This window comes from Lysobacter soli (genome assembly GCF_003382285.1).
GTDB lineage: Bacteria > Pseudomonadota > Gammaproteobacteria > Xanthomonadales > Xanthomonadaceae > Lysobacter_J > Lysobacter_J soli.
The window spans coordinates 730,429-751,141 of record NZ_QTJR01000001.1 but is presented as its reverse complement, the minus strand read 5'-3'; the positions used below and the strand labels follow the sequence as shown (position 1 = coordinate 751,141).

The following is a 20,713-nucleotide window of genomic DNA, read 5'->3' as shown; positions in this document are numbered from 1 at the left end:
TTGCACGCTTTACCCGTGATGTTTACGAGCAAAAGAAGAATCACTAGCCAAGCTTCCGATCGCCTGCGGCGCTCGGGTCACTTTTCTTTGCTTGCCCAAAGAAAAGTAACCAAAAGAAAGGGCCTTCCATTTGCCCAAATCAATCCTGCGACCGGAAAGCGAATAGGCGCGTTCGCGATTCGCCATCCATGGCTCAGCGCTCACCGCCGCACATCCTGTGCGGCGCCCTCCGGGGCTAGTGACGAATAGGCTGTTCGACAGCAACAGCAACAGCAACAGCAACAGCAACAGCAACAGCAACAACAGCAAATGGATTCCAGCTTTCGCTGGAATGACGGTGTGGTGGTCCCGGACGCGGAGTGCGGCTGTTGTAGCCCGGGTAAGCGAAGCGCACCCGGGGCAACGTCGCGGTCAGGTCTGATCCATGTGCGCTGCTCACTTGTGCGGCAGGGAGCGACGTCAGCGTCACGACATCGCGCGCCCCGACCCTCACGTAAACCCCTCAGCTCTGCACTCCCTTCAGTCGCCGAGGGGAGAGGGCTAACGCGTCACCAACCCGCGAGCACCAGCTTCCCGATCGTCGTTCCCGACTCCAGCCGACGATGCGCTTCGCGCAGGTTTTCGGCGTTGATCGGCGAGAGCGTGTCGCGATGCGTGCCACGCAGTTCGCCGGCGTCGAGCAGCTCGGCGACGCGCGCGAGGATGCGGCCCTGTTCGTCCATGTCCGGCGTCTGGTAGCGCGGGCGGCCGAACATCATTTCCCAGTGGATGCCGATGCACTTGAACTTGTACGGGTCGCCCAGGCGCACCGGTTCCTTCGGTTCGACGATCAGGCCGACGTGGCCTTGCGGCGCCAGGATTTCGCCGAGCTCTTCCCAGTACCGATTGGTGTCGTAGAGATTCAGTGCGGCATCCACGGTTTCGAAACCCAACGCCTTCAGCTGCGGGTGCAGCGGCTTGCGATGGTCGATGACGTGCTGCGCGCCGAGTTCGCGACACCACGCGATGGTGTCTTCGCGCGACGCGGTGGCGATGACGGTGAAACCCGCGCGACGTGCGAGCTGGATCGCGATCGAACCCACGCCGCCCGCGCCGGCGATGATCAGCAGCGACTTGCCCTTGCCGCCGTGCTCGGAATCGAACGGCATGCGCTGGAACAGCAGTTCCCACGCGGTGAGCGCGGTGAGCGGCAAGGCCGCGGCCTGCGCCGCATCGAGCGTCTTGGGTGCGATCGCGACGATGCGCGAATCCACCAGCTGCAGCTGCGCGTTGCTGCCCGGGCGCGTGATGTCTCCGGCGTAGTACACGCGATCGCCGGGCTTGAAGCCGGTGACCTTGTCGCCGACGGCTTCGACGACACCGGCCGCGTCATAGCCGAGCACCTTCGGGTGGGCTTCGACTTGCGGCTTGGGCGAACGCACCTTCGTGTCGACGGGATTCACCGACACCGCTTCGACGCGCACGAGCAGATCGAAGCCGGTGGGCGCGGCGGGATCGGGAAGTTCGACGTCGACGAGCGACTGCGGATCGTCGATGGGGAGATAGCGGGTGAGGGCGACGGCTTTCATGGGGTTTCCTGAGGGAACGGAAGAAGTGGGCGCATCACACCGGCGAGGGATTGCGCTCGAACGTGCGCTGGTGCCAGTACGGATAGGCCGGCGTCACGGCGCTGGCTTCGTCGAGCACGGCCACCTGTTCGGGTGTGAGGTTCCAGCCCACCGCGCCGAGGTTCTGCTTCAGCTGCTCCTCGTTGCGCGCGCCGATCACGATCGTCGACACGGTCGGGCGCTGCAGCAGCCAGTTGAGCGCGATCTGCGGCACGGTCTTGCCGGTCTCCTCCGCAATCCTGTCGAGCGCATCGACGACGTGATACAGGCGCTCTTCGTCCACGGGCGGGCCGAAGTCCGAGCTGCCCGGCAGTCGGCTCACTTCCGGACGCGGCTGTCCGCGACGGATCTTGCCGGTGAGGCGGCCCCAGCCGAGCGGGCTCCAGATCACGCCGCCGATGCCCTGGTCGAGGCCGAGCGGCATCTGCTCCCACTCGTAATCGCGTCCGATCAGCGAGTAGTACGCCTGGTTGGCGACGTAGCGCGTCCAGCCGTAACGATCGGCGACGGCGAGCGATTTCATCAGGTGCCAGCCGGAGAAGTTCGACACGCCGAGATAGCGGATCTTGCCCGCGCGCACGAGGTCGTCGAGCGTGCGCAGCGTTTCCTCCACCGGCGTCTTCGCATCGAAGCCGTGCAGCTGGAACAGGTCGATGTAGTCGGTGCTCAGGCGCTTAAGCTGCGCGTCGATCGTGCGCAGCAGATGGAAGCGCGACGACCCGACGCCGTTGGGATCGTTCTCGTCGAAGCGGAACGTCGCCTTGGTCGAGATCAGCACCTTGTCGCGCCGGCCCTTGATCGCTTCGCCGAGGATGCTTTCGGCCATGCCGCCGGAGTACACGTCGGCGCTGTCGAACAGGTTGAGGCCGGCGTCCAGGCAGATGTCGATCAGGCGCGAGGCTTCGGCGACATCGGTATTGCCCCACGAACCGAACAGCTGGCCCTTGCCGCCGAACGTGCCGGTGCCGAAGCTCAGTGCGGGAACGCGAAGGCCGGAATTGCCGAGGTAACGGGTTTCCATCGATGGATCCTCTTGGTTTTTCATGTCCCTCTTCCGCATGGGGAGAGGGTGGAAAGGGCGAGGGCCAGCCGCGTGATCGTCGAGCCTGACAGGCGAGGCGCTTACGCGGCGTGCACTCGTTGTTTCAGTCCATGCGGGCGGCGCGCTTCACGCCGCTTCCGCCGCGCAGTCGCGGGGAAGGTCGTCGACACGCGCGGCGCGCCGTTCGATCCGCACGCTCCACAGTGCGACGAGCAGGCCCGCGACGGTGACCAGCGAGGCAATCCAGGTGATCGCGGCAAGTCCCGGGCCATGTTCGATCACCGTGCCGCCGAGCCACGCGCCGATCGCATTGCCGAGATTGAACGCGGCGATGTTGAAGCTCGACGCGAGGTTCTGGCCCGCGCCTTCGGCGAAGCCGAGCACACGCAATTGCAACGGCGACACGGTGGCGAACGCGGCGACGCCGAGCAGGCCGACGAAGGCGACCATCAGCACCGGGCTATGCAGCACGAAGCTCATCAGCGCGAGCACGACGGCGAGCGCGAACAGCGTGCCGAGCAGCGCGGGCGTCGCCCGGCGATCGGCGAGGCGCCCGCCGAGCAGGTTGCCCACGACCATGCCGCCGCCGAACACCAGCAGGATCGGCGACACGGCCGCATCGGAAAACCCGGTGAGCTTCGTCAGCAGCGGCTGCACGTAGGTGATCACGACGAACACCCCGGCGAACCCGAGCATCGTCATGAGCAGGCCGAGCAACACCTGCGGACGCGCGATCGTCGCCAGTTCCGCACGCAGCGGTGCGGGTTCGCTCGTGTCGCGGCTGCGCGGCACCAGCAGCGCGATCACCGCGAGCGAGACCAGGCCGACGAGGCTCATCGCCCAGAACGTGGAACGCCAGCCGAAATGCAACCCGAGCCACGCACCGGCGGGCATGCCGAGCAGCGTCGCGAGCGTCAGGCCGGAGAACATGATCGAAATGGCGGAGGCCTTGCGTTCGGCCGGCACCAGGCCCGTCGCGACGACCGCACCGACGCCGAAGAACGTGCCGTGCGTGAGCGAGGTGACCACGCGGGCGATCATCAGCGTCGTGTAGTCCGGCGCGAGCGCGCAGGCGAGGTTGCCGACGGTGTAGATGCCCATCAGCGCGAGGAGCACGGCCTTGCGCGGCATGCGGCGCGTCAGCAGCGTCAGGATCGGCGCGCCGGCGAACACGCCCAGCGCGTAGCCCGACACGAGCATGCCGGCGGCGGCGATCGACACATGGAGGTCCGCGGCGACCTGCAGCAGCAGGCCCATGATCACGAACTCGGCGCAGCCGATGCCGAACGAGCCGGCCGTCAGCGCGTACAGCGCCAGCGGCAGGCGGCCGGCCGGCGCGGCGGAGGAAGCGGGGAGGGGAGTAGCGGCCAAGGCGGCAGGTCCGGGAGGAAAGGACGGCAGCCTAGGCGCTTGCATCTTCTGCGAGAACCGGCAGGATGGCTAATCAGTTTCAACCGATCGTTGATAATCGACGAAGGAGCCCGCCGTGGACCGCATCGGCGACATCGCCCTGTTCCTGCGCGTGCTCGATCTGGGCTCGATCAGCGCCGCCGCGCGCAGCCTGGACCTGTCGGTCGCCGTCGCCAGCCAGCGCCTGAAACGGCTGGAGCGCGACCTCGGCGTGCGCCTGCTGCACCGCACCACGCGACGCTTGCATGCCACGCCGGAGGGCGCCGCGCTGGCCGAGCAGGGCCGCCCGCTGGTCGAGGACCTGGAGGCGCTCACCGGCGGCCTGCGCCAGGCCGGCGTGGACGTCAGCGGCACCTTGCGCGTCACCGCATCGGCGTCGTTCGGGCGGCAGTACCTGTCGCCGCTGCTGCCCGAGTTCCTCGCGCTGCATCCGCGCGTGAAGCTCAGCATCCACCTCACCGACCAGATGGTCGACCTGGTGAGTTCCGGATTCGACCTGGCGATCCGCATCGGCGCACTCGACGACTCCACGCTCGTCGCGCGAAAGCTCGCGGTGAACCATCGCGTGCTGTGCGCGTCGCCAGAGTACCTGCGCAGGCACGGCACGCCGCGCACGCCGCAGGAGCTGGCCGATCACGAATGCGTGCTGCTCGTCGGCAGCCAGGGACGGCAGGACGTGTGGCGTTTCGGCGATGGCGCGGGCGGCGAGATCGTCGTGCGCGTGCGCGGACGCATGGAAACCAACTACGGCGAGATCGTGCGCGATGCCGTCGTCGCGGGCATGGGCATCGCGATCCACTCGAGCTGGCACGTCGTACGCGATCTGCGCGAAGGCCGTCTGGTGCAGGTGCTGGCGGACTATCCGATCGTGGACAGCGGCATCTACGCGGTCATGCCGCAGCGGCGACTCGTGCCGCCGCGTGTAAGGGCATTCGTGGATTTCCTGGCGGGGAAGTTTGCGGTGCCGCCTTGGAACCAGGCTGCCCAGGCAATTCGCGAAGCGGAGGTCTTAGCCCCTCTCCCGCGCGCGGGAGAGGGGTTGGGGTGAGGGCGAACGGAGCGTCACGATCGAACATCGGAGTGCAGTGATTCATAGCGCGTTTGCAGGTGACGCTCCGTTTTCCCTCATCCGCCCTGCGGGCACCTTCTCCCGCACGCGGGAGAAGGGATTCAAGGCCAGCGCGGGAAGTCGCTCACTCAAACGCAAACGCATCCAGCGCGAGCGATCCGAACTCATGCGAACGATGCAGCGTCCGCACGCCCGCATCCTCGCCACCCGCGCCGAGCGCAACGAACAGCGGCATCAGGTGCTCCACCGTCGGATGCGCGCGTCGTGCGTGCGGCGCCTGCGACTGCCAGTCGATCAACGCGTCGATATCGCGCGCCTCGAGCTTCGCGCGCATCCACTGCGCGAATTCGTCCGCCCACGGCGTGAGCGGCGCATCGGCGTGGCGCCAGTCCAGTTCGCCCAGGTTGTGCACGAAACCACCGGAACCGATCACGAGCACGCCTTCGTCGCGCAGCGGTGCGAGCGCGCGTCCAAGCGCGACGTGTTGCGCGGCGTCGCCATGCGGCATCACCGACAGCGGCACCACCGGAATATCGGCCTGCGGGTACATGCGTCGCAGCGGCACCCACACGCCATGGTCGAGTCCGTGGCCCTCGCGAACACGCGCGGGAAGTCCGGCATCCGACAGGCGCTGGGCGATCGACGCCGCAAGGTCGGGCGCACCCGGCGCGGGATACCGCAGTTCGTACAGTTCGGGCGGGAAACCGCCGAAGTCGTGCACGGTGTCGGGTGCGACGGCCGCGCCGACCATCGGCTGGGCGGTCGTGAAATGCGCGGAGGCGACGACGATCGCCTTCGGCCATGGCAACGATGTGCCGAGGCCGTCGAGGAAGCGGCCGGCGGGCGAATCCTGCACGGCGAGCATCGGCGAACCGTGGGAGAGGAAGAGGCTGGGCAGGCGAATGGGAGCGTCCATGTTCACAAATTGAGCCCGATTCGCCCGATTTCCAAGCACGCGCGGCGGCCCGGTCCGTTTCGCGCATGGACTGTTCACGGCGGGCGCGCGCGGTGTGGACGACGATGGGCGCCTTCGTCGTGGTCGTCGCATGGAGCCGCGCATGAGCCTCGCCCAGGTCCGATCCGCCGTCCGTCCGCCACCCGACGAGGCGATGACGCGGGTGGCCGATTACGTCGTGCGATCCGACGTGGGTTCGCGCGAAGCCTACGAGACCGCGCGCTTCATGCTGCTGGATTCGCTGGCGTGCGCTGCGCTGGCGATGGATCACGAGCAATGCGTCAACCACCTCGGGCCGCTCGTGCCCGGTGCGGAACTTCGCGGCGGCGCGCGCGTGCCGTACACCGCGTTCGAACTGGATCCCGCGCAGGCCGCCTACAACATCGGCACGCAGATCCGCTGGCTCGATTTCAACGACACCTGGCTCGCCGCCGAATGGGGCCATCCGTCCGACAACCTCGGCGCGATCCTCGCCGTCGCCGATTACCTCGGCCAGCAGGCGATCGCGCAGGGCCGGGCGCCGATGACCGTGCGCGACGTGCTCGGCTGGGCGATCAAGGCGCACGAGATCCAGGGCTGCTACGCCCTGAAGAATGCATTCAACCGCGTCGGGCTCGACCACGTGATCCTCGTGCGGCTGGCGTCCACCGCCGTGGCGACGGCGATGTTGGGCGGCAGTCGCGATCAGGTCGTCACCGCGATCTCGCACAGCTGGATCGACAACGGCGCGCTGCGCACGTACCGGCACGCGCCCAACACCGGGCCGCGCAAGAGCTGGGCCGCCGGCGACGCGTGCCGGCGCGCGGTGATCCATGCGCTCAACGCGATGAAGGGCGTCCTCGGATATCCGAGTGCGCTCACCGCGCCCACGTGGGGGTTCTACGACGTCGCCTTCGACGGAAAGCCCTTCGAGTTCGAACGCGACTTCGGCAGCTACGTCATGGAGAACGTGCTGTTCAAGATCAGCTATCCCGCCGAATTCCATGCGCAGACCGCGGTGGAGTGCGCGATGCAGCTGCATCCGCTGGTAGCCCCGAGGATCGGGCGGGACGGGGGCGAATCGGTCGAGCGGATCGTCATCGAAACCCAGCAGGCCGCGCTGCGCATCATCGACAAGACCGGGCCGCTGGCGAACTACGCCGACCGCGACCACTGCATCCAGTACATGGTGGCCGTGCCGCTGCTGTTTGGCCGTTTGACCGCGCAGGACTACACCGACGCCGTGGCCGCCGATCCGCGCATCGACCTGCTGCGCGGGCGCACCGTGGTGATGGAAAACCCCCGGTTTACCCAGGAGTACTTCGATCCCGACAAACGGTATATCGGCAATAGCGTCCAGGTGCATTTCAAGGACGGCGCATCGACACCGAAGGTTTCGATCGACTATCCGATCGGCCATCGTCGTCGACGCGACGAGGGGATGGCTGTCCTGATGAAGAAGTTTGAAAGCGCGATCGCGTCGAAACTCCCTGAAATACAAGTGCGAACGTTGATGACGCTGGCGTCCTCGCCGGGCGGATTCGACGCGATGCCGATCACGCAGTTCATGTCGTTGTTCAAGAAGTGAACCATTGCGTAGCGCAAAAAATGCGTGCGGGAACTTGTGCGTTTGTTAGTTCACCGTTAACACCGCTTTCACATAGGCAAACTTAACCTCCGCGTCGATGGCGTCGTTAGGGCGGCCGTCCTCCATGGAATGCAGGGGGACCACGCAGACGCTGTTCCCGATTTCTCAGATCAAGGAGCTGGATACATGAATAAGAAACTCCTCTGCGCCGCCCTGATGGGTGGTCTGAGCCTGGCCCAGGTCGCCAACGCCCAGGTCGCCGATGATCGCTGGTACCTCACCGGCTCGGCCGGCATGAATATCCAGGACAACGATCGCGGCACCCGCAACGCGCCGTTCGGTGCGCTCGGCGTCGGCAAGTTCCTCAACGACAACTGGTCGCTCGACGGCGAACTGAACTATCAGAACCCGAACTTCGACGACAACCAGGATCTCAACTGGTCGCAGTACGGCATCTCGTTCGATGCGCGTCGTTATTTCAATGCCGAAGGCCGCAACTGGGCGCCGTACATCCTGATGGGCCTGGGCTACCAGGAGTCGGAAGAGGAGTTCGACCGCTTCCCGGATCCGAACTCGCCGGGCGAGCGCAAGGAAGGCAACGTCGCCGCGAAGGTCGGCGTGGGCATCCAGAGCGCCCTGGCCGGCAAGCGCGCCGCCATCCGCACCGAGCTCGCCTATCGTGCCGACTTCGACGACGGCACCCCGGACGCAGGCCCGGGCTCGTTGCGCGATGAAAGCTGGTACGGCGACCTGCTGGCTTCGGTCGGCGTCGTGATCCCGCTGGGTGCTCCGGTCGTCGCCGCTCCGCCGGCCCCGGCCGCGCCGAGCTGCGCGGACCTCGACGACGACGGCGACGGCGTCAACAACTGCGACGACAAGTGCCCGGATTCGCAGGCTGGCCAGACCATCGGTCCGGACGGCTGCCCGGTGCCGGTGTCGATCGACCTGAAGGGCGTGAACTTCGACTTCGACAAGTCGAACCTGCGTCCTGACGCAATCTCGATCCTGTCGGAAGCCACCGAGATCCTGAAGCGCTATCCGGAACTGCGCGTGGAAGTCGCCGGCCACACCGACCAGTGCGGCAAGGACGACTACAACCAGAAGCTGTCCGAGCGCCGCGCGACGGCCGTGTACGACTACCTGACCAGCAACGGCGTGGATGCCTCGCGTCTGCAGGGTCCGATCGGCTACGGCGAGAGCCGTCCGCTGGAAGACAAGGGCCAGGCGTTCCCGGGCTGCAAGAGCGAGATCAACCGCCGTACCGAGCTGAACGTCCAGAACTAAGGACCGGCCGGTACGCGGGAGGCTCCCGCGGTACCAAGACGAAGCCCGGCAGTCGCCGGGCTTCGTTTATTTACCGGTCATTCTTAGCAAATAACGTTAACTAGTATTAACAATCATTTTGACAGGTGTATCATTTCCGAGTCAGTGACCCGCGGCCTGACCCTCTCTGGTCCCCGTTCAGGTCCTGCGAGGGTGTGTGCCGCCTGCAGTAAATGACGTGTTCCCCCCCAAACCGTTTCCTTACTGATCCAAGGAGTGACAGATGAAGATCCGTTTGTTGAGCACCGCACTGCTGGCAGGCCTGGCGTTCGCCCAGGTTGCCGGTGCACAGGAATTCGATGACCGTTGGTACCTGACCGGCTCGGCCGGCATGAACATCCAGGACAACGATCGTGGCACCCGCAACGCGCCGTTTGGCACGCTGGGCGTCGGCAAGTTCCTGAACCAGAACTGGTCGCTCGATGGTGAGCTGAACTACCAGAACCCGAACAACGACGACAACCAGAACCTCAACTGGTCCCAGTACGGCGCGTCGCTCGACCTGCGTCGCCACTTCACCGCCGAAGGCCGCAACTGGGCGCCGTACCTGCTGATGGGCCTGGGCTACCAGCGCTCGGAAGAAGAGTTCGACGCATTCCCGAGCGTGAACTCGCCGGGCCAGCGTGAGGAAGGCAACCTTGCCGCCAAGATCGGCGTGGGCATCCAGAGCGCCCTGGCCGGCAAGCGCGCCGCCATCCGTACCGAGCTCGCCTATCGCGCCGATTTCGACGACGGCTCCGTGTCGGCTCCGAGCGAAGACTGGTTCGGCGACGTGCTGGCCTCGGTCGGTGTCGTGATCCCGCTGGGCGCTCCGGTCGTTGCCGCTCCGCCGGCTCCGGCCGCGCCGAGCTGCGCTGATCTGGACGACGACGGCGACGGCGTCAACAACTGCGACGACAAGTGCCCGGATTCGCAGGCGGGCCAGACCATCGGTCCGGACGGCTGCCCGGTGCCGGTCTCGATCGACCTCAAGGGCGTGAACTTCGACTTCGACAAGGCGACGCTGCGTCCTGACGCGATCTCGATCCTGTCGGAGGCGACCGAGATCCTGAAGCGCTATCCGGAGCTGCGCGTCGAAGTCGCCGGTCATACCGACCAGTGCGGCAAGGATGCGTACAACCAGAAGCTGTCCGAGCGCCGTGCGACGGCCGTGTACGACTACCTGACCAGCAACGGCGTGGATGCCTCGCGTCTGCAGGGTCCGATCGGCTACGGCGAGAGCCGTCCGCTGGAAGACAAGGGCCAGGCGTTCCCGGGCTGCAAGAGCGAGATCAACCGCCGTACCGAGCTGAACGTCCAGAACTAAGGACCACGCACGGTTACGCGGATCTCCGCGGTACCACGAAGCCCGGCCTTGCGCCGGGCTTCGTTTTTGCGCGACGTGTCGATGCTGTTTTCGAATCTTGAGCGAGAACCTTTCGCGGATACGTGCGGCTAACGACTTCTTATCATTCCTGCGCTTTGTGAATGCGCCCTCGCGCTTTCAGAAGATCCGTTGCTTTTCATTTTCTGCGCAAGGAGTGACCCTTGAAGATGCATCTACTCGGCACGGCCGTCCTGGCCGGCCTGGCGTTCGCCCAGGTGGCGAATGCCCACGTTTCCGACGATCGCTGGTACCTCACCGGCTCGGCTGGCATGAACATCCAGGACAACGATCGCGGCACGCGCAATGCGCCGTTCGGCACGCTTGGCGTCGGCAAGTTCCTCAACGACAACTGGTCGCTGGACGGTGAACTGAACTACCAGAACCCGAACAACGACGACAACCAGAACCTCAACTGGTCGCAGTACGGCGCCTCGATCGATGCGCGCCGTTATTTCAACGCCGAAGGCCGCGACTGGGCGCCGTACGTGTTGATGGGCCTGGGCTACCAGCGTTCGGAAGAAGAGCTCGATGCGTCCCCGAGCGTGAACTCGCCGGCCCAGCGCGAACAAGGCAACCTCGCCGCCAAAATCGGCGTGGGCATCCAGAGCGCCCTGGCCGGCAAGCGCGCCGCCATCCGCACCGAGCTGGCCTATCGCGCCGACTTCGACGACGGCAGCGTCCACGCACCGCGCGAAGACTGGTTCGGTGACGTGCTCGCTTCGGTCGGCGTCGTCATCCCACTGGGGGCCCCGGCTGCCGCTGCGGTGATTGCGCCGCCGCCGGCCGGCAAGACCTGCGCGGACCTCGATGACGACGGCGACGGCGTCAACAACTGCGAAGACAAGTGCCCGAACTCGCAGGCGGGCCAGACCATCGGCCCGGATGGCTGCGCCGTAGCGGTGTCGATCGACCTGCGTGGCGTGAACTTCGATTTCGACAAGGCGACGCTGCGCTCCGACGCGGTCTCGATCCTCGCCGAAGCCGCCGAGATCCTGAAGCGTCATCCGGAGTTGCGCGTCGAAGTCGCCGGCCACACCGACCAGTGCGGCAATGACGGCTACAACCAGAAGCTGTCGGAGCGCCGCGCGCGCACCGTGTACGACTACCTGATCAAGAACGGCGTCGCCGCTTCGCGTCTGGCCGGTCCGGTCGGCTACGGCGAGAGCCGTCCGCTGGAAGACCGCGGCCAGAAGTTCCCGGCGTGCAAGAGCGAAACCAACCGCCGTACCGAACTGAACGTGCAGAACTGATCGGGCAGAGCTGATCGGGCAGAACCGATCGGCATACGATCCATCTCGCTTGACCCTTCGAAGCCCGGCCTCGCGCCGGGCTTCGTTGTCTCCGGCGCACGCGGCGCGTCCGTCGGACCGCGCATTCACGGCCGCTCGAACGTGCCCCGGCGTACACTGCGCAGGCCCCGCGAATCGAGGAAACGGCCATGCGCGCACTGATCGGTCTGTCCTGCCTGCTGCTTGCCGGCGTTGCCCAGGCGCAGAGCGCGCAATGCGGGTCGATGGCGGCGCCGAAGGCGCTGCCGATCCGGCCGACGGTCGTCGCGCCGATCGCGCCCGAACTCGTCGTCCCGAGCCATCAGCTCGGCGCGCCCACCGGTGTGCTGTCGCAGGCGTTCGATGAATCGCTCGCAGTCGACCAGGTGCTGTTCCGGCTGCGTGCCGAGGGTTGCCAGGTGGCCAATGCGCTGCCTGCGAAGGGTGGGGCGATCCCGAATCCCGACGATCCGGCCGCCTACAAGCCCAAGACGCAGTTCGACAACACGCCATGGCGCTTCAACATGAACCAGAACGGCAAGCGCATGACGGCCGAGGAATTCGATGCATGGATGAGGGCCAAGGGCGTGCGCGTGGTGAAGGGCAAGACGGTCGCGACGCCGCCGCCCGCCGCCGAGGCGCCGAAGACCGAACCCGAAAAGAAGTGAAGCCGCGCGCGCCTCGCGCGCCGGCGAAAGGCGGACTTCGAAACAAACCGGCCAACGCATCGAGCGCGCCGCGCCACGGGCTCGCGCGCGTGCTGTCGAAGCAGGGCCTCTGTTCGCGCACTGAAGCGGCGCGCTGGATCCAGGACGGTCGCGTCGAAGTGGCCGGCCGCATCGTTCGCGATCCCGAATTCCCGATCCGCAGCGACGGCGCGCAGCGAATCCTCGTCGATGGACACGCGATCGACGCCGCACCGCGTCTGTATCTGATGCTCAACAAGCCGCGCGGACTGGTTACCAGCACGCAGGACGAGCGCGGTCGCGACACCGTTTACCGATGCTTCGATGGCGCGGGATTGCCGTGGCTCGCACCGGTGGGGCGACTGGACAAGGCGAGCGAAGGCCTGCTGTTGTTCAGCAACGATCCCGCGTGGGCCGCCGGCATCACCGATCCGGACACGGGGCCGCTGAAGACGTACCACGTCCAGATCGACACCGTGCCCGACGAGCGCGTGCTCACGGCGCTGGTCGACGGCGTGGACGCCGAAGGCGAACGTCTTCGTGCCGCATCCGTGCGAATGCTGCGCAGCGGTGAGCGCAACGCGTGGCTGGAGATCGTGCTCGACGAAGGCCGCAACCGTCAGATCCGCCGCTTGCTCGCCGCTGTCGACATCGCGGTGCTGCGGCTTGTGCGCGTGGCGATCGGCGAGCTCGTGCTGGGCGAATTGCCGAAAGGACAGTGGCGATTGCTTGAGCTCGCCGAAGCGCAGGCGCTATTCAGCAATGTGCACGTGCACGATTCGTGAAGCGCCGTACGGGATCAATGCAGGAATGTGGGGGAAATCACTGTTTTCCGGACGATTCTGCTTGCGCTCACCCCCATGTCGGAGCCTACACTTCCGCGAACTTCGTCGTGGGGGATAACCAGAAATGAACAAGATGATGATGGCGGTGTCGTTGCTTCTCGTGTCCGCCGCGGCGTCGGCGAACAGCGGTACGCAGGTGAAGGTGGAAGGCGCGCGCTCGCCGGTTTCGGAGCATTCGCTGGTGCGTTTCGATGCGGCGCAGAACGTCGCGTTCGCGGGCAAGAAGAAGCCGGCCGCGAAGGCCGAAGAACCCAAGGCTGCGGAGCCGGCCAAGGAAGAGACCGCCAACCTCGATCCGAACACCTACAAGCCGAAGACCCAGTTCGACAACACGCCCTACCGCTTCAACATGCACCAGAACGGCAAGAAGATGACGGCCGACGAATTCGACGCCTGGATGAAGTCGCGCGGTTTCCGCGTCGCGAAGGGCAACGGCGGCGGCGCTGCGCCGGCGGCCGGTGCCGCTCCGGCGGGCAAGGAAGTCGCTGCGGAAGCCAAGGCGAAGTAAGCCGCCCGGTTTCACCATCACGCGCAAAGAAAAGGCCGGTCGTCGACCGGCCTTTTTTGTTGTCAGCAATTTCGCGAACTCAGCCCTCGAGCACGCCCAGCTCGCGACCGATCTTCACGAACGCCGCGATCGCGCGATCCAGATGCTCGCGCGTGTGCGCCGCCGACATCTGCGTGCGGATGCGCGCCTGTCCCTGCGGCACGACCGGGAAGAAGAAACCGATCGCGTAGATGCCTTCTTCGAGCAGCCGTGCAGCGAACTTCTGCGCCAGCGGCGCGTCGTACAGCATCACCGGCGCGATCGGATGCACGCCCGGCTTGATGTCGAATCCGGCCTTCGTCATCTGCTCGCGGAAATACGCGGTGTTCTCCGCCAATCGCTCGCGCAGGTCACCCGCGGACGACAGCATCTCGAACGCCTTGATGCCCGCGGCCACGACGTGCGGCGGCAACGAGTTCGAGAACAGGTACGGACGCGAACGCTGGCGCAGCAGTTCGATCACTTCGCGCTTCGCCGTCGTGAAACCGCCGAGCGCGCCGCCCATCGCCTTGCCGAGCGTGCCGGTGAAGATGTCGATCTTCTCCATCACGCCCTTCACTTCGGCCGAGCCGCGGCCGTTCGCGCCGAGGAAACCGGTCGCGTGGCATTCGTCTATGTGCACCAGCGCGCCGTACTGCTCCGCCAGACGCGTGATTTCGTCGAGCGGCGCGATGAAGCCGTCCATCGAGAACACGCCATCGGTCGTGATCATGATCGTGCGCGCGCCGTCGGCCTTGGCCTGCTGGAGCTGCTTTTCCAGATCGGCCATGTCGCAGTTGGCGTAGCGGTAGCGCTTGGCCTTGCACAGGCGCACGCCGTCGATGATCGAAGCGTGGTTGAGGGCGTCGGAGATGATCGCGTCCTTCTCGTCCAGCAGCGGCTCGAACAGGCCGCCGTTGGCGTCGAAACACGCGGCGTAGAGGATGGTGTCCTCCGTGCCGAAGAAGTCGGCGATCGTCTTCTCCAGCTGCTTGTGCAGGTCCTGCGTGCCGCAGATGAAGCGCACCGACGCCATGCCGAAGCCGTGTGTGTCCAGCGCATCCTTCGCGGCGGCGATGACGTCCGGATGATCGGCCAGGCCCAGATAGTTGTTGGCGCAGAAGTTCAGCACCGTGCGGCCGTCGGCGAGCGTGATCTCCGCCGACTGCGGCGAGGTGATGATGCGCTCGGACTTGAACAGGCCGGCGCCGCGGATTTCCTCGAGCGTGCGCTCGTAGCGTTCGGTCAGGCTCATGTGCGCTCCGGTCAGTTCCAGCTCAGCACGACCTTGCCGGCCTTGCCCGCTTCCATCAGGTCGAAGCCCTTCTGGAAATCCTCGACGGGAAGCTGGTGGGTGAGCACCTTGCCGAGCGGGAAACCGCTGAGCACCAGCTGCGTCATCTTGTACCAGGTCTCGTACATCTTCCGGCCGTAGATGCCGTGGATGGTGAGGCCCTTGAAGATGATCTTGTCCCAGTCGGCGCCCGCGCCCTTGGGCATGATGCCGAGCATCGCGATCTTGCCGCCGTGGTACATGCAGTCGAGCATGTCGTTGAACGCGCGCGGATTGCCGCTCATTTCAAGGCCCACGTCGAAACCTTCCATGTGCAGGTCGGCCATCACGTCCTTCAGCGACGTGTTGGCGACATTGACCACGCGCGTGGCGCCCATGTCGGCGGCGAGCTTCAGGCGGAAGTCGTTGACGTCGGTGACCACCACGTTGCGCGCACCGATGTGCTTGCAGATGCCCGCGGCGATGATGCCGATGGGGCCGGCGCCGGTGATGAGCACGTCCTCGCCGACGACGTCGAATTCCAGCGCGCAGTGCGCGGCGTTGCCGTAGGGATCGAAGAACGCGGCGAGTTCGGACGGGATCTGGTCCGGGATCGGCCACAGGTTGCTGGCCGGCATCACGATGTATTCGGCGAACGCGCCGTTGCGGTTCACGCCGATACCGGTGGTGTTGGGGCACAGGTGCTGGCGACCGGCACGGCAGTTGCGGCAGTGGCCGCAGACGATGTGGCCTTCGGCCGAGACGCGCTGGCCGATGGTGTAACCGGTCACGCCGGCGCCGACTTCGACCACGCGGCCGACGAACTCATGGCCGATCACCAGGCCCGGCTTGATCGTGCGCTGGCTCCATTCGTCCCACAGGTAGATGTGCAGATCGGTGCCGCAGATCGCGGTCTTCTCCAGCTTGATCAGCACCTCGTTCGGACCGGGCGTGGGGACGGGCACTTCTTCCATCCAGATGCCCTTGCCGGCTTCGCGCTTCACCAGCGCTTTCATCGTTTGCGTCATGTGGGATTCGTCCGCGGACTGGCGGTAAAGAGGGGCGAATTATACGCGGCGGCCGGACCTTGACCGGTCCCGCGGGTTTGCCGCAGGCCGCCGGCTTCGCCTATCGTCGCCGCCTCCCCGAGCCGCGAAGAACCCGATCCCACCATGCGCCGCCGTCTGTTGAGCCTGTCCGTTTCGATCCCGCTGGCCCTGGGCCTGAACAGCGCCGCCCAGGCCGACGAAGGCATGTGGATGCCCTCGCAGCTGCCCGACATCGCCGGCCAGCTCAAGGCCGCGGGCTTCCGCGGCAACGCGCGTGACCTGGCGGAACTGGCGAAACCGCCGATGAACGCGGTGGTGAAGGTGGGCGGGGCGAGCGGCGCGTTCGTCTCGAAGGACGGCCTGGTGCTGACGAACCACCACGTCGCGTTCGGCGTGATCCAGTACAACTCCAAGCCGGACCGCGACCTGATCCAGGACGGCTACATCGCCGCCGATCGCGCGGCGGAGCTTCCGGCGAATCCCGACTACCGCGTGCTGGTGACGACCGGCTTCGACCGCATCACCGATCGCATCCTCGCCGGCGCGGCGGGCAAGCAGGGCCGTGCGTATTTCGACGCGGTGGATGCCGCGACGAAGGCCGCCGTCGCCGAATGCGAACGCGAGCCCGGCACGCGCTGCAGCGTCGCCAACATGTACTACGGCACCGACTTCTACCTCGTGCGCCAGCTCGAGCTGCGCGACGTGCGCCTCGTCTACGCGCCGCCCAACGCCATCGGCAATTACGGTGGCGAGGTCGACAACTTCGTCTGGCCGCGCCACGCCGGCGATTTCACGCTGCTGCGCGCCTACGTCGGCAAGGACGGCAAGCCGGCCGATTATTCGCCCGACAACGTGCCGTACGTGCCGCCGGCGCATCTGCAGGTGTCCACGCGCAACGTGAAGGAAGGCGATTTCGCGATGCTCGCCGGCTACCCCGGCGTGACGTTCCGCCATCGCATGGCGTCGGAATTCGCGAACCAGATCGACTGGCAGCTGCCTTCGCGCGTGGCACTGTTCCAGAAGATGATCGACGTGATCGAAGGCACTGCGGAGAAGGACGAAACCGCGCGGGTCGCCTACGCCTCGCAGGTGCGCAGCCTGAAGAACAACCTCAAGCGCGCGCAGGGCGAACTCGACGGCTTGCGCCGCAGCAACGCCACGCGCGTGCGCCGCGAGGATGAAACGTCGATGTTCGCGTGGCTCGACAGGCAGCCCGATGCCGCCGCGACGCGCGCCGACATCGCCGCCGCGCAGGCGGTGCTCGACGCGGGCGTCGCCACGCGCGAACGTGACCAGCTGATCGGCGTGATCCAGTCCCAGACGCAGCTGCTGCGCGCCGCGATCACCGTGCAGCGCCTGGCGAACGAGCGCACCAAGCCCGATGCGCAGCGCGAAACCGGGTACCAGCAGCGCGATGAAGTGCTGATCACCGGCCAGTTGAAGCAGGCGCAGCGTCGCTACGCGCCGCAGGTCGAGAAGGCGCTGCTCACCGAACTGCTGACGCAATACCAGGCGTTGCCTGCCGCGCAGCACGTGCCGGAATTCGACGCCGTGTTCGGCACCACGCCGGCGCAGCTGAAGCAGAAGCTCGACGCGATGTACGCCGGCACGCAGCTGGGTACGGAAGCCAATCGCCTTGCCGCGATGCAGGCCGATCGCTCCGCGCTCGCCGCATCGAACGACACGCTGCTGCAGGCCGCTGCGTCGCTCATGCCGGCGTTGTTGCGCCTCGACGACGAAGCCAAGGCCAGCGCCGGCGAACTGCTGCGCCTGCGCCCGGCGTACATGCGTGCGCTCATTGCGTATCGCCAGTCGCAGGGGCGCGCGGTGTATCCGGATGCGAACTCGACGCTGCGCGTGAGCTACGGCCGCATCAGCGCGATGGATCCGCGCGACGGCGTGCATTACCGGCCGCTCACCACCGTGCAGGGCATCGTCGAGAAGCACACCGGCGAGGAGCCGTTCGATGCACCGAAGCCGCTGCTTGACGCGATCGCGAAGGGCGATTTCGGCACCACCGCCGAACCGAGCCTGGATACGCAGACGGTCGACATCCTCACCAACCTCGACACGACCGGCGGCAATTCCGGCTCGCCGGTGCTGGATGCGCAGGGCAAGCTCATCGCCCTGAACTTCGACAGCAACTGGGAAGCGGTGAGCGCCAGCTGGATGTTCGATCCGCGCTTCAAGCGCGCGATCCACGTCGACATGCGCTACATGCGTTGGCTGATGGCCAAGGTGTATCCGGCGCCGCACCTGCTGAAGGAAATGAACCTGCCGGCGGAGTGACGCACGGAGTTTGCCGATGCGGGCGGCCCGATCCGGCATGAATGGGCTTCATGCACGGGCCGCCAATTCGCGCCGCACCGCAGCATGGTGCGGCTTCGCATGCGCGGGCTAGACTCGGCCTTCGATCATCGAAGGAGTGGCGCATGCGTCTTGCGGGGCTGGCGGTTGCGATCGGAAGTGGGTTGGGCGCGATGCTCGCGGCGAATGTCGCGCAGGCCGTCGAAGGCATGTGGGTGCCGCAGCAGCTGCCGGAGATCGCCGGCCCGCTGAAGAAGGCCGGGCTGAAGCTCAATCCCTCGCAGTTGGCCAACCTGACCGGCGATCCGATGGCGGCCGTGGTCTCGCTCGGTGGCTGCACGGCGAGCTTCGTGTCGCCGCAGGGCCTGGTCGTCACGAACCACCACTGTGCGTACGGCGCGATCCAGCTCAATTCCACGCCTGAAAAGAACCTGATGCGGGACGGCTTCAACGCCGCCACGCCCGCGCAGGAAGTCTCCGCCGGTCCGAACGCGCGCATCTATGCGCTGGACACGATCCAGGACGTGACCAAACAGGTGCGCGCGGCGATCGATCTCGCGCCCGATGCACTGGGCCGCACGCAGGCGCTGGAGAAGATCGAGAAGCAACTGGTCGCCTCGTGCGAACGCGAGCCGGGTTTCCGCTGCCGGCTTTACAGTTTCTCCGGCGGCAACAGCTACCGTCTGTTCCGCAATCTCGAAATCAAGGATGTGCGCCTGGTTTACGCGCCGCCGGGCAGCATCGGCAATTACGGCGGCGAAGTGGACAACTGGACGTGGCCGCGCCACACCGGCGACTTCGCGTTCTATCGCGCGTACGTCGGCAAGGACGGAAAGCCCGCGGCGTTCTCGCCCGACAACGTGCCGTACCAGCCGAAGCATCACCTGAAAATCGCCGACAAGCCGCTGGGCGAACGCGATTTCGTGATGGTCGCGGGTTACCCCGGCCGCACCGCGCGGTATGCGCTTGCCGAGGAATTCGACGAGACGGCGACCTGGACGTACCCCACGATCGGCGAGCATTACAAGCGGCTGGTCGCGCTCGTGCAGCGCGAAGGCGGCAAGAATCCCGACATCGCCGTGCGTTACGCCAGCACGATCCGTGGCTGGCAGAACGTGATGAAGAACTACGACGGCCAGCTGGAAGGCTTCAAGCGCATCGGCGCGGCCGAGAAGAAGCAGGCCGAGGAAACGGCGGTGCTCGAATGGCTGCGCAAGCAGGGGCCGCAGGGCGAAGCGGCCATCGCGGCGCACGGGAAACTCGTCGCGCTGGATGAGGCCGCGCGCACGCATCGCGAACGCGACCTCGTCTTCGGCCAGCTGCGCAGCACCGGCACGCTGGGTGCGGCGACGCAGCTGTACCGGTTCGCGCTGGAGCGCGCCAAGCCCGACGCCGAGCGCGAGCAGGGTTACCAGGAACGCGACCGCCCCACCATCGAAGGCGCGATGCGCCAGATGGAACGTCGCTACGTGCCGGCGATGGATCGCGAACTGCAGGCGTACTGGCTGCGCGAATACCTCAAGCTTCCCGATTCGCAGCGCGTGCCCGCACTCGACAAATGGCTCGGCGGTAGCGACGAGAAGGCCATCCAGGCCGCGCTCGACAAGCTCGCCAAGACCAGGCTCGGCAGCACGCAGCAGCGCATCACGCTGATGGACACCGACAAGGCGTCGTTCGAGAAGAGCAAGGATCCGGCGGTGCAGTTCGCTGTCGCGATCATGCCGACCGTCCTGCAGCTGGAGCAGGAAGGCAAGGCGCGCGCCGGCGATGCGCTCGTCGCGCGACCGGTGTATATGCAGGCTGTCGCCGACTACAAGAAGAGCAAGGGCCAGTCGGTGTATCCGGATGCCAATTCGTCGCTGCGCATCACCTTCGGCAATGTGACTGGCTACACGAAGACCGATGGCACGAAGCAGGTGCCGTTCACGCGTCTGGAGGAAGTGGCGGCCAAGGCCACAGGCAAGGAACCGTTCGATGCGCCACAGGTGCTGCTCGATGCGATCTCCGCGAAGAACTACGGCGGCCTGGCCGATCGCAAGCTCAAGACGGTTCCGGTGAATTTCCTCTCGGACCTGGACATCACCGGTGGCAACTCGGGCTCGCCCGTGCTCGATGCGCAGGGCAAGCTCGTCGGCCTCGCGTTCGACGGCAACTGGGAGTCCGTGAGCAGCAACTGGGTCTTCGATCCGGCGATGACGCGCATGATCGCGGTCGATCAGCGTTACATGCGCTGGATCATGCAGGAGGTCTTCCCGGCGCCGCAGCTGCTGGCCGAGATGGGCGTGCCGGAGAAGGCGGGGAAGTAGGCTTCGCACACGGCGCAAGCCAGTCGAATGTTCGATGAGAAGCAGTCATCCCGGCGAAGGCCGGGACCCAGGCTGTCTTGTCTTCAGGAGGAAAAGGCGTCATTTCAGCGAAAG

General features: G+C 66.2%; 17 protein-coding genes. 10 read left to right on the top strand and 7 right to left on the bottom strand.

Translation table 11 applies throughout. The features are described from left to right. Positions 1 to 9 precede the first annotated feature (9 nt). From DX912_RS18125 to DX912_RS03240, 4 genes are all read right to left on the bottom strand, one after another. Complete coding sequence (locus DX912_RS18125; RefSeq protein WP_147298548.1) at positions 10 to 309, bottom strand: hypothetical protein; 300 nt, start codon at positions 307 to 309, stop codon at positions 10 to 12. A gap of 239 nt (positions 310 to 548) precedes the next feature. Further along, positions 549 to 1,568 carry a zinc-binding alcohol dehydrogenase family protein gene (locus DX912_RS03250; RefSeq protein WP_115840981.1) on the bottom strand — a complete coding sequence of 340 codons (1,020 nt, stop codon included), beginning with the start codon at positions 1,566 to 1,568 and terminating at the stop codon, positions 549 to 551. Positions 1,569 to 1,602: 34 nt separating this feature from the next. Beyond that, the gene (locus tag DX912_RS03245) at positions 1,603 to 2,628 is read right to left on the bottom strand and encodes an aldo/keto reductase (RefSeq protein WP_115840980.1); all 1,026 of its coding nucleotides are present in this window, start codon (positions 2,626 to 2,628) and stop codon (positions 1,603 to 1,605) included. Between the two features lie 147 nt (positions 2,629 to 2,775). After that, complete coding sequence (locus DX912_RS03240; protein WP_233433445.1) at positions 2,776 to 4,020, bottom strand: MFS transporter; 1,245 nt, start codon at positions 4,018 to 4,020, stop codon at positions 2,776 to 2,778. 115 nt (positions 4,021 to 4,135) lie between these two features. Between DX912_RS03240 and DX912_RS03235 the strand changes: the two genes are divergently transcribed. Next, positions 4,136 to 5,107 (top strand): LysR family transcriptional regulator, encoded by a 972-nt coding sequence (locus tag DX912_RS03235; RefSeq protein WP_115840979.1) that lies wholly within the window; start codon positions 4,136 to 4,138, stop codon positions 5,105 to 5,107. A gap of 145 nt (positions 5,108 to 5,252) precedes the next feature. On the opposite strand, the gene DX912_RS03230 is transcribed toward DX912_RS03235, so the two are convergent. Then, positions 5,253 to 6,044 (bottom strand): DODA-type extradiol aromatic ring-opening family dioxygenase, encoded by a 792-nt coding sequence (locus tag DX912_RS03230; RefSeq protein WP_220340745.1) that lies wholly within the window; start codon positions 6,042 to 6,044, stop codon positions 5,253 to 5,255. Positions 6,045 to 6,186: 142 nt separating this feature from the next. On the opposite strand from DX912_RS03230, the gene DX912_RS03225 reads away from it, so the two are divergent. From DX912_RS03225 to DX912_RS18545, 7 genes are all read left to right on the top strand, one after another. Next, complete coding sequence (locus DX912_RS03225) at positions 6,187 to 7,650, top strand: bifunctional 2-methylcitrate dehydratase/aconitate hydratase (protein ID WP_115841056.1); 1,464 nt, start codon at positions 6,187 to 6,189, stop codon at positions 7,648 to 7,650. 186 nt (positions 7,651 to 7,836) lie between these two features. After that, positions 7,837 to 8,934 (top strand): OmpA family protein, encoded by a 1,098-nt coding sequence (locus tag DX912_RS03220; RefSeq protein ID WP_115840978.1) that lies wholly within the window; start codon positions 7,837 to 7,839, stop codon positions 8,932 to 8,934. 262 nt (positions 8,935 to 9,196) lie between these two features. Beyond that, entirely contained in the window at positions 9,197 to 10,279 is a 1,083-nt protein-coding gene (locus tag DX912_RS03215) for an OmpA family protein (RefSeq protein WP_115840977.1), read from the top strand. A 221-nt stretch (positions 10,280 to 10,500) separates the two neighbouring features. After that, on the top strand, positions 10,501 to 11,589 hold the full coding sequence (locus DX912_RS03210) for an OmpA family protein (RefSeq protein ID WP_115840976.1): 1,089 nt from the start codon (positions 10,501 to 10,503) through the stop codon (positions 11,587 to 11,589). Between the two features lie 188 nt (positions 11,590 to 11,777). After that, positions 11,778 to 12,275, top strand: a complete 498-nt coding sequence (locus DX912_RS03205) for a hypothetical protein (protein WP_115840975.1) — start codon at positions 11,778 to 11,780, stop codon at positions 12,273 to 12,275. Beyond that, positions 12,272 to 13,078 carry a pseudouridine synthase gene (locus tag DX912_RS03200; RefSeq protein ID WP_233433444.1) on the top strand — a complete coding sequence of 269 codons (807 nt, stop codon included), beginning with the start codon at positions 12,272 to 12,274 and terminating at the stop codon, positions 13,076 to 13,078. The genes DX912_RS03205 and DX912_RS03200 overlap by 4 nt, the downstream gene beginning before the upstream one ends. A 124-nt stretch (positions 13,079 to 13,202) precedes the next feature. After that, positions 13,203 to 13,646, top strand: coding sequence for a hypothetical protein (locus DX912_RS18545; protein WP_232338533.1), 444 nt, complete (start codon positions 13,203 to 13,205; stop codon positions 13,644 to 13,646). 79 nt (positions 13,647 to 13,725) lie between these two features. On the opposite strand, the gene kbl is transcribed toward DX912_RS18545, so the two are convergent. Both kbl and tdh read right to left on the bottom strand, forming a co-directional pair. Continuing rightward, positions 13,726 to 14,919, bottom strand: a complete 1,194-nt coding sequence (gene kbl, locus DX912_RS03190; protein ID WP_115840973.1) for a glycine C-acetyltransferase — start codon at positions 14,917 to 14,919, stop codon at positions 13,726 to 13,728. An 11-nt stretch (positions 14,920 to 14,930) separates the two neighbouring features. Beyond that, positions 14,931 to 15,965, bottom strand: a complete 1,035-nt coding sequence (gene tdh, locus DX912_RS03185; protein ID WP_181902679.1) for an L-threonine 3-dehydrogenase — start codon at positions 15,963 to 15,965, stop codon at positions 14,931 to 14,933. Between the two features lie 144 nt (positions 15,966 to 16,109). Here tdh and DX912_RS03180 point away from each other — a divergent pair, with 144 nt between their 5' ends. After that, on the top strand, positions 16,110 to 18,275 hold the full coding sequence (locus DX912_RS03180; protein ID WP_425477883.1) for a S46 family peptidase: 2,166 nt from the start codon (positions 16,110 to 16,112) through the stop codon (positions 18,273 to 18,275). Positions 18,276 to 18,502: 227 nt separating this feature from the next. Continuing rightward, complete coding sequence (locus tag DX912_RS03175; RefSeq protein WP_181902686.1) at positions 18,503 to 20,599, top strand: S46 family peptidase; 2,097 nt, start codon at positions 18,503 to 18,505, stop codon at positions 20,597 to 20,599. The last annotated feature ends 114 nt before the right edge of the window (positions 20,600 to 20,713 follow it).

What these genes read in the sequence shown, in the direction of transcription:
- DX912_RS03250 (WP_115840981.1), bottom strand. Translation starts at nt 1,568, where the DNA reads ATGAAAGCCGTCGCCCTCACCCGCTATCTCCCCATCGACGATCCGCAG.
- DX912_RS03245 (WP_115840980.1), bottom strand. Translation starts at nt 2,628, where the DNA reads ATGGAAACCCGTTACCTCGGCAATTCCGGCCTTCGCGTTCCCGCACTG.
- DX912_RS03230 (WP_220340745.1), bottom strand. Translation starts at nt 6,044, where the DNA reads ATGGACGCTCCCATTCGCCTGCCCAGCCTCTTCCTCTCCCACGGTTCG.
- DX912_RS03225 (WP_115841056.1), top strand. Translation starts at nt 6,187, where the DNA reads ATGAGCCTCGCCCAGGTCCGATCCGCCGTCCGTCCGCCACCCGACGAG.
- DX912_RS03220 (WP_115840978.1), top strand. Translation starts at nt 7,837, where the DNA reads ATGAATAAGAAACTCCTCTGCGCCGCCCTGATGGGTGGTCTGAGCCTG.
- DX912_RS03215 (WP_115840977.1), top strand. Translation starts at nt 9,197, where the DNA reads ATGAAGATCCGTTTGTTGAGCACCGCACTGCTGGCAGGCCTGGCGTTC.
- DX912_RS03205 (WP_115840975.1), top strand. Translation starts at nt 11,778, where the DNA reads ATGCGCGCACTGATCGGTCTGTCCTGCCTGCTGCTTGCCGGCGTTGCC.
- DX912_RS18545 (WP_232338533.1), top strand. Translation starts at nt 13,203, where the DNA reads ATGAACAAGATGATGATGGCGGTGTCGTTGCTTCTCGTGTCCGCCGCG.
- kbl (WP_115840973.1), bottom strand. Translation starts at nt 14,919, where the DNA reads ATGAGCCTGACCGAACGCTACGAGCGCACGCTCGAGGAAATCCGCGGC.
- tdh (WP_181902679.1), bottom strand. Translation starts at nt 15,965, where the DNA reads ATGACGCAAACGATGAAAGCGCTGGTGAAGCGCGAAGCCGGCAAGGGC.
- DX912_RS03180 (WP_425477883.1), top strand. Translation starts at nt 16,110, where the DNA reads ATGCGCCGCCGTCTGTTGAGCCTGTCCGTTTCGATCCCGCTGGCCCTG.
- DX912_RS03175 (WP_181902686.1), top strand. Translation starts at nt 18,503, where the DNA reads ATGTGGGTGCCGCAGCAGCTGCCGGAGATCGCCGGCCCGCTGAAGAAG.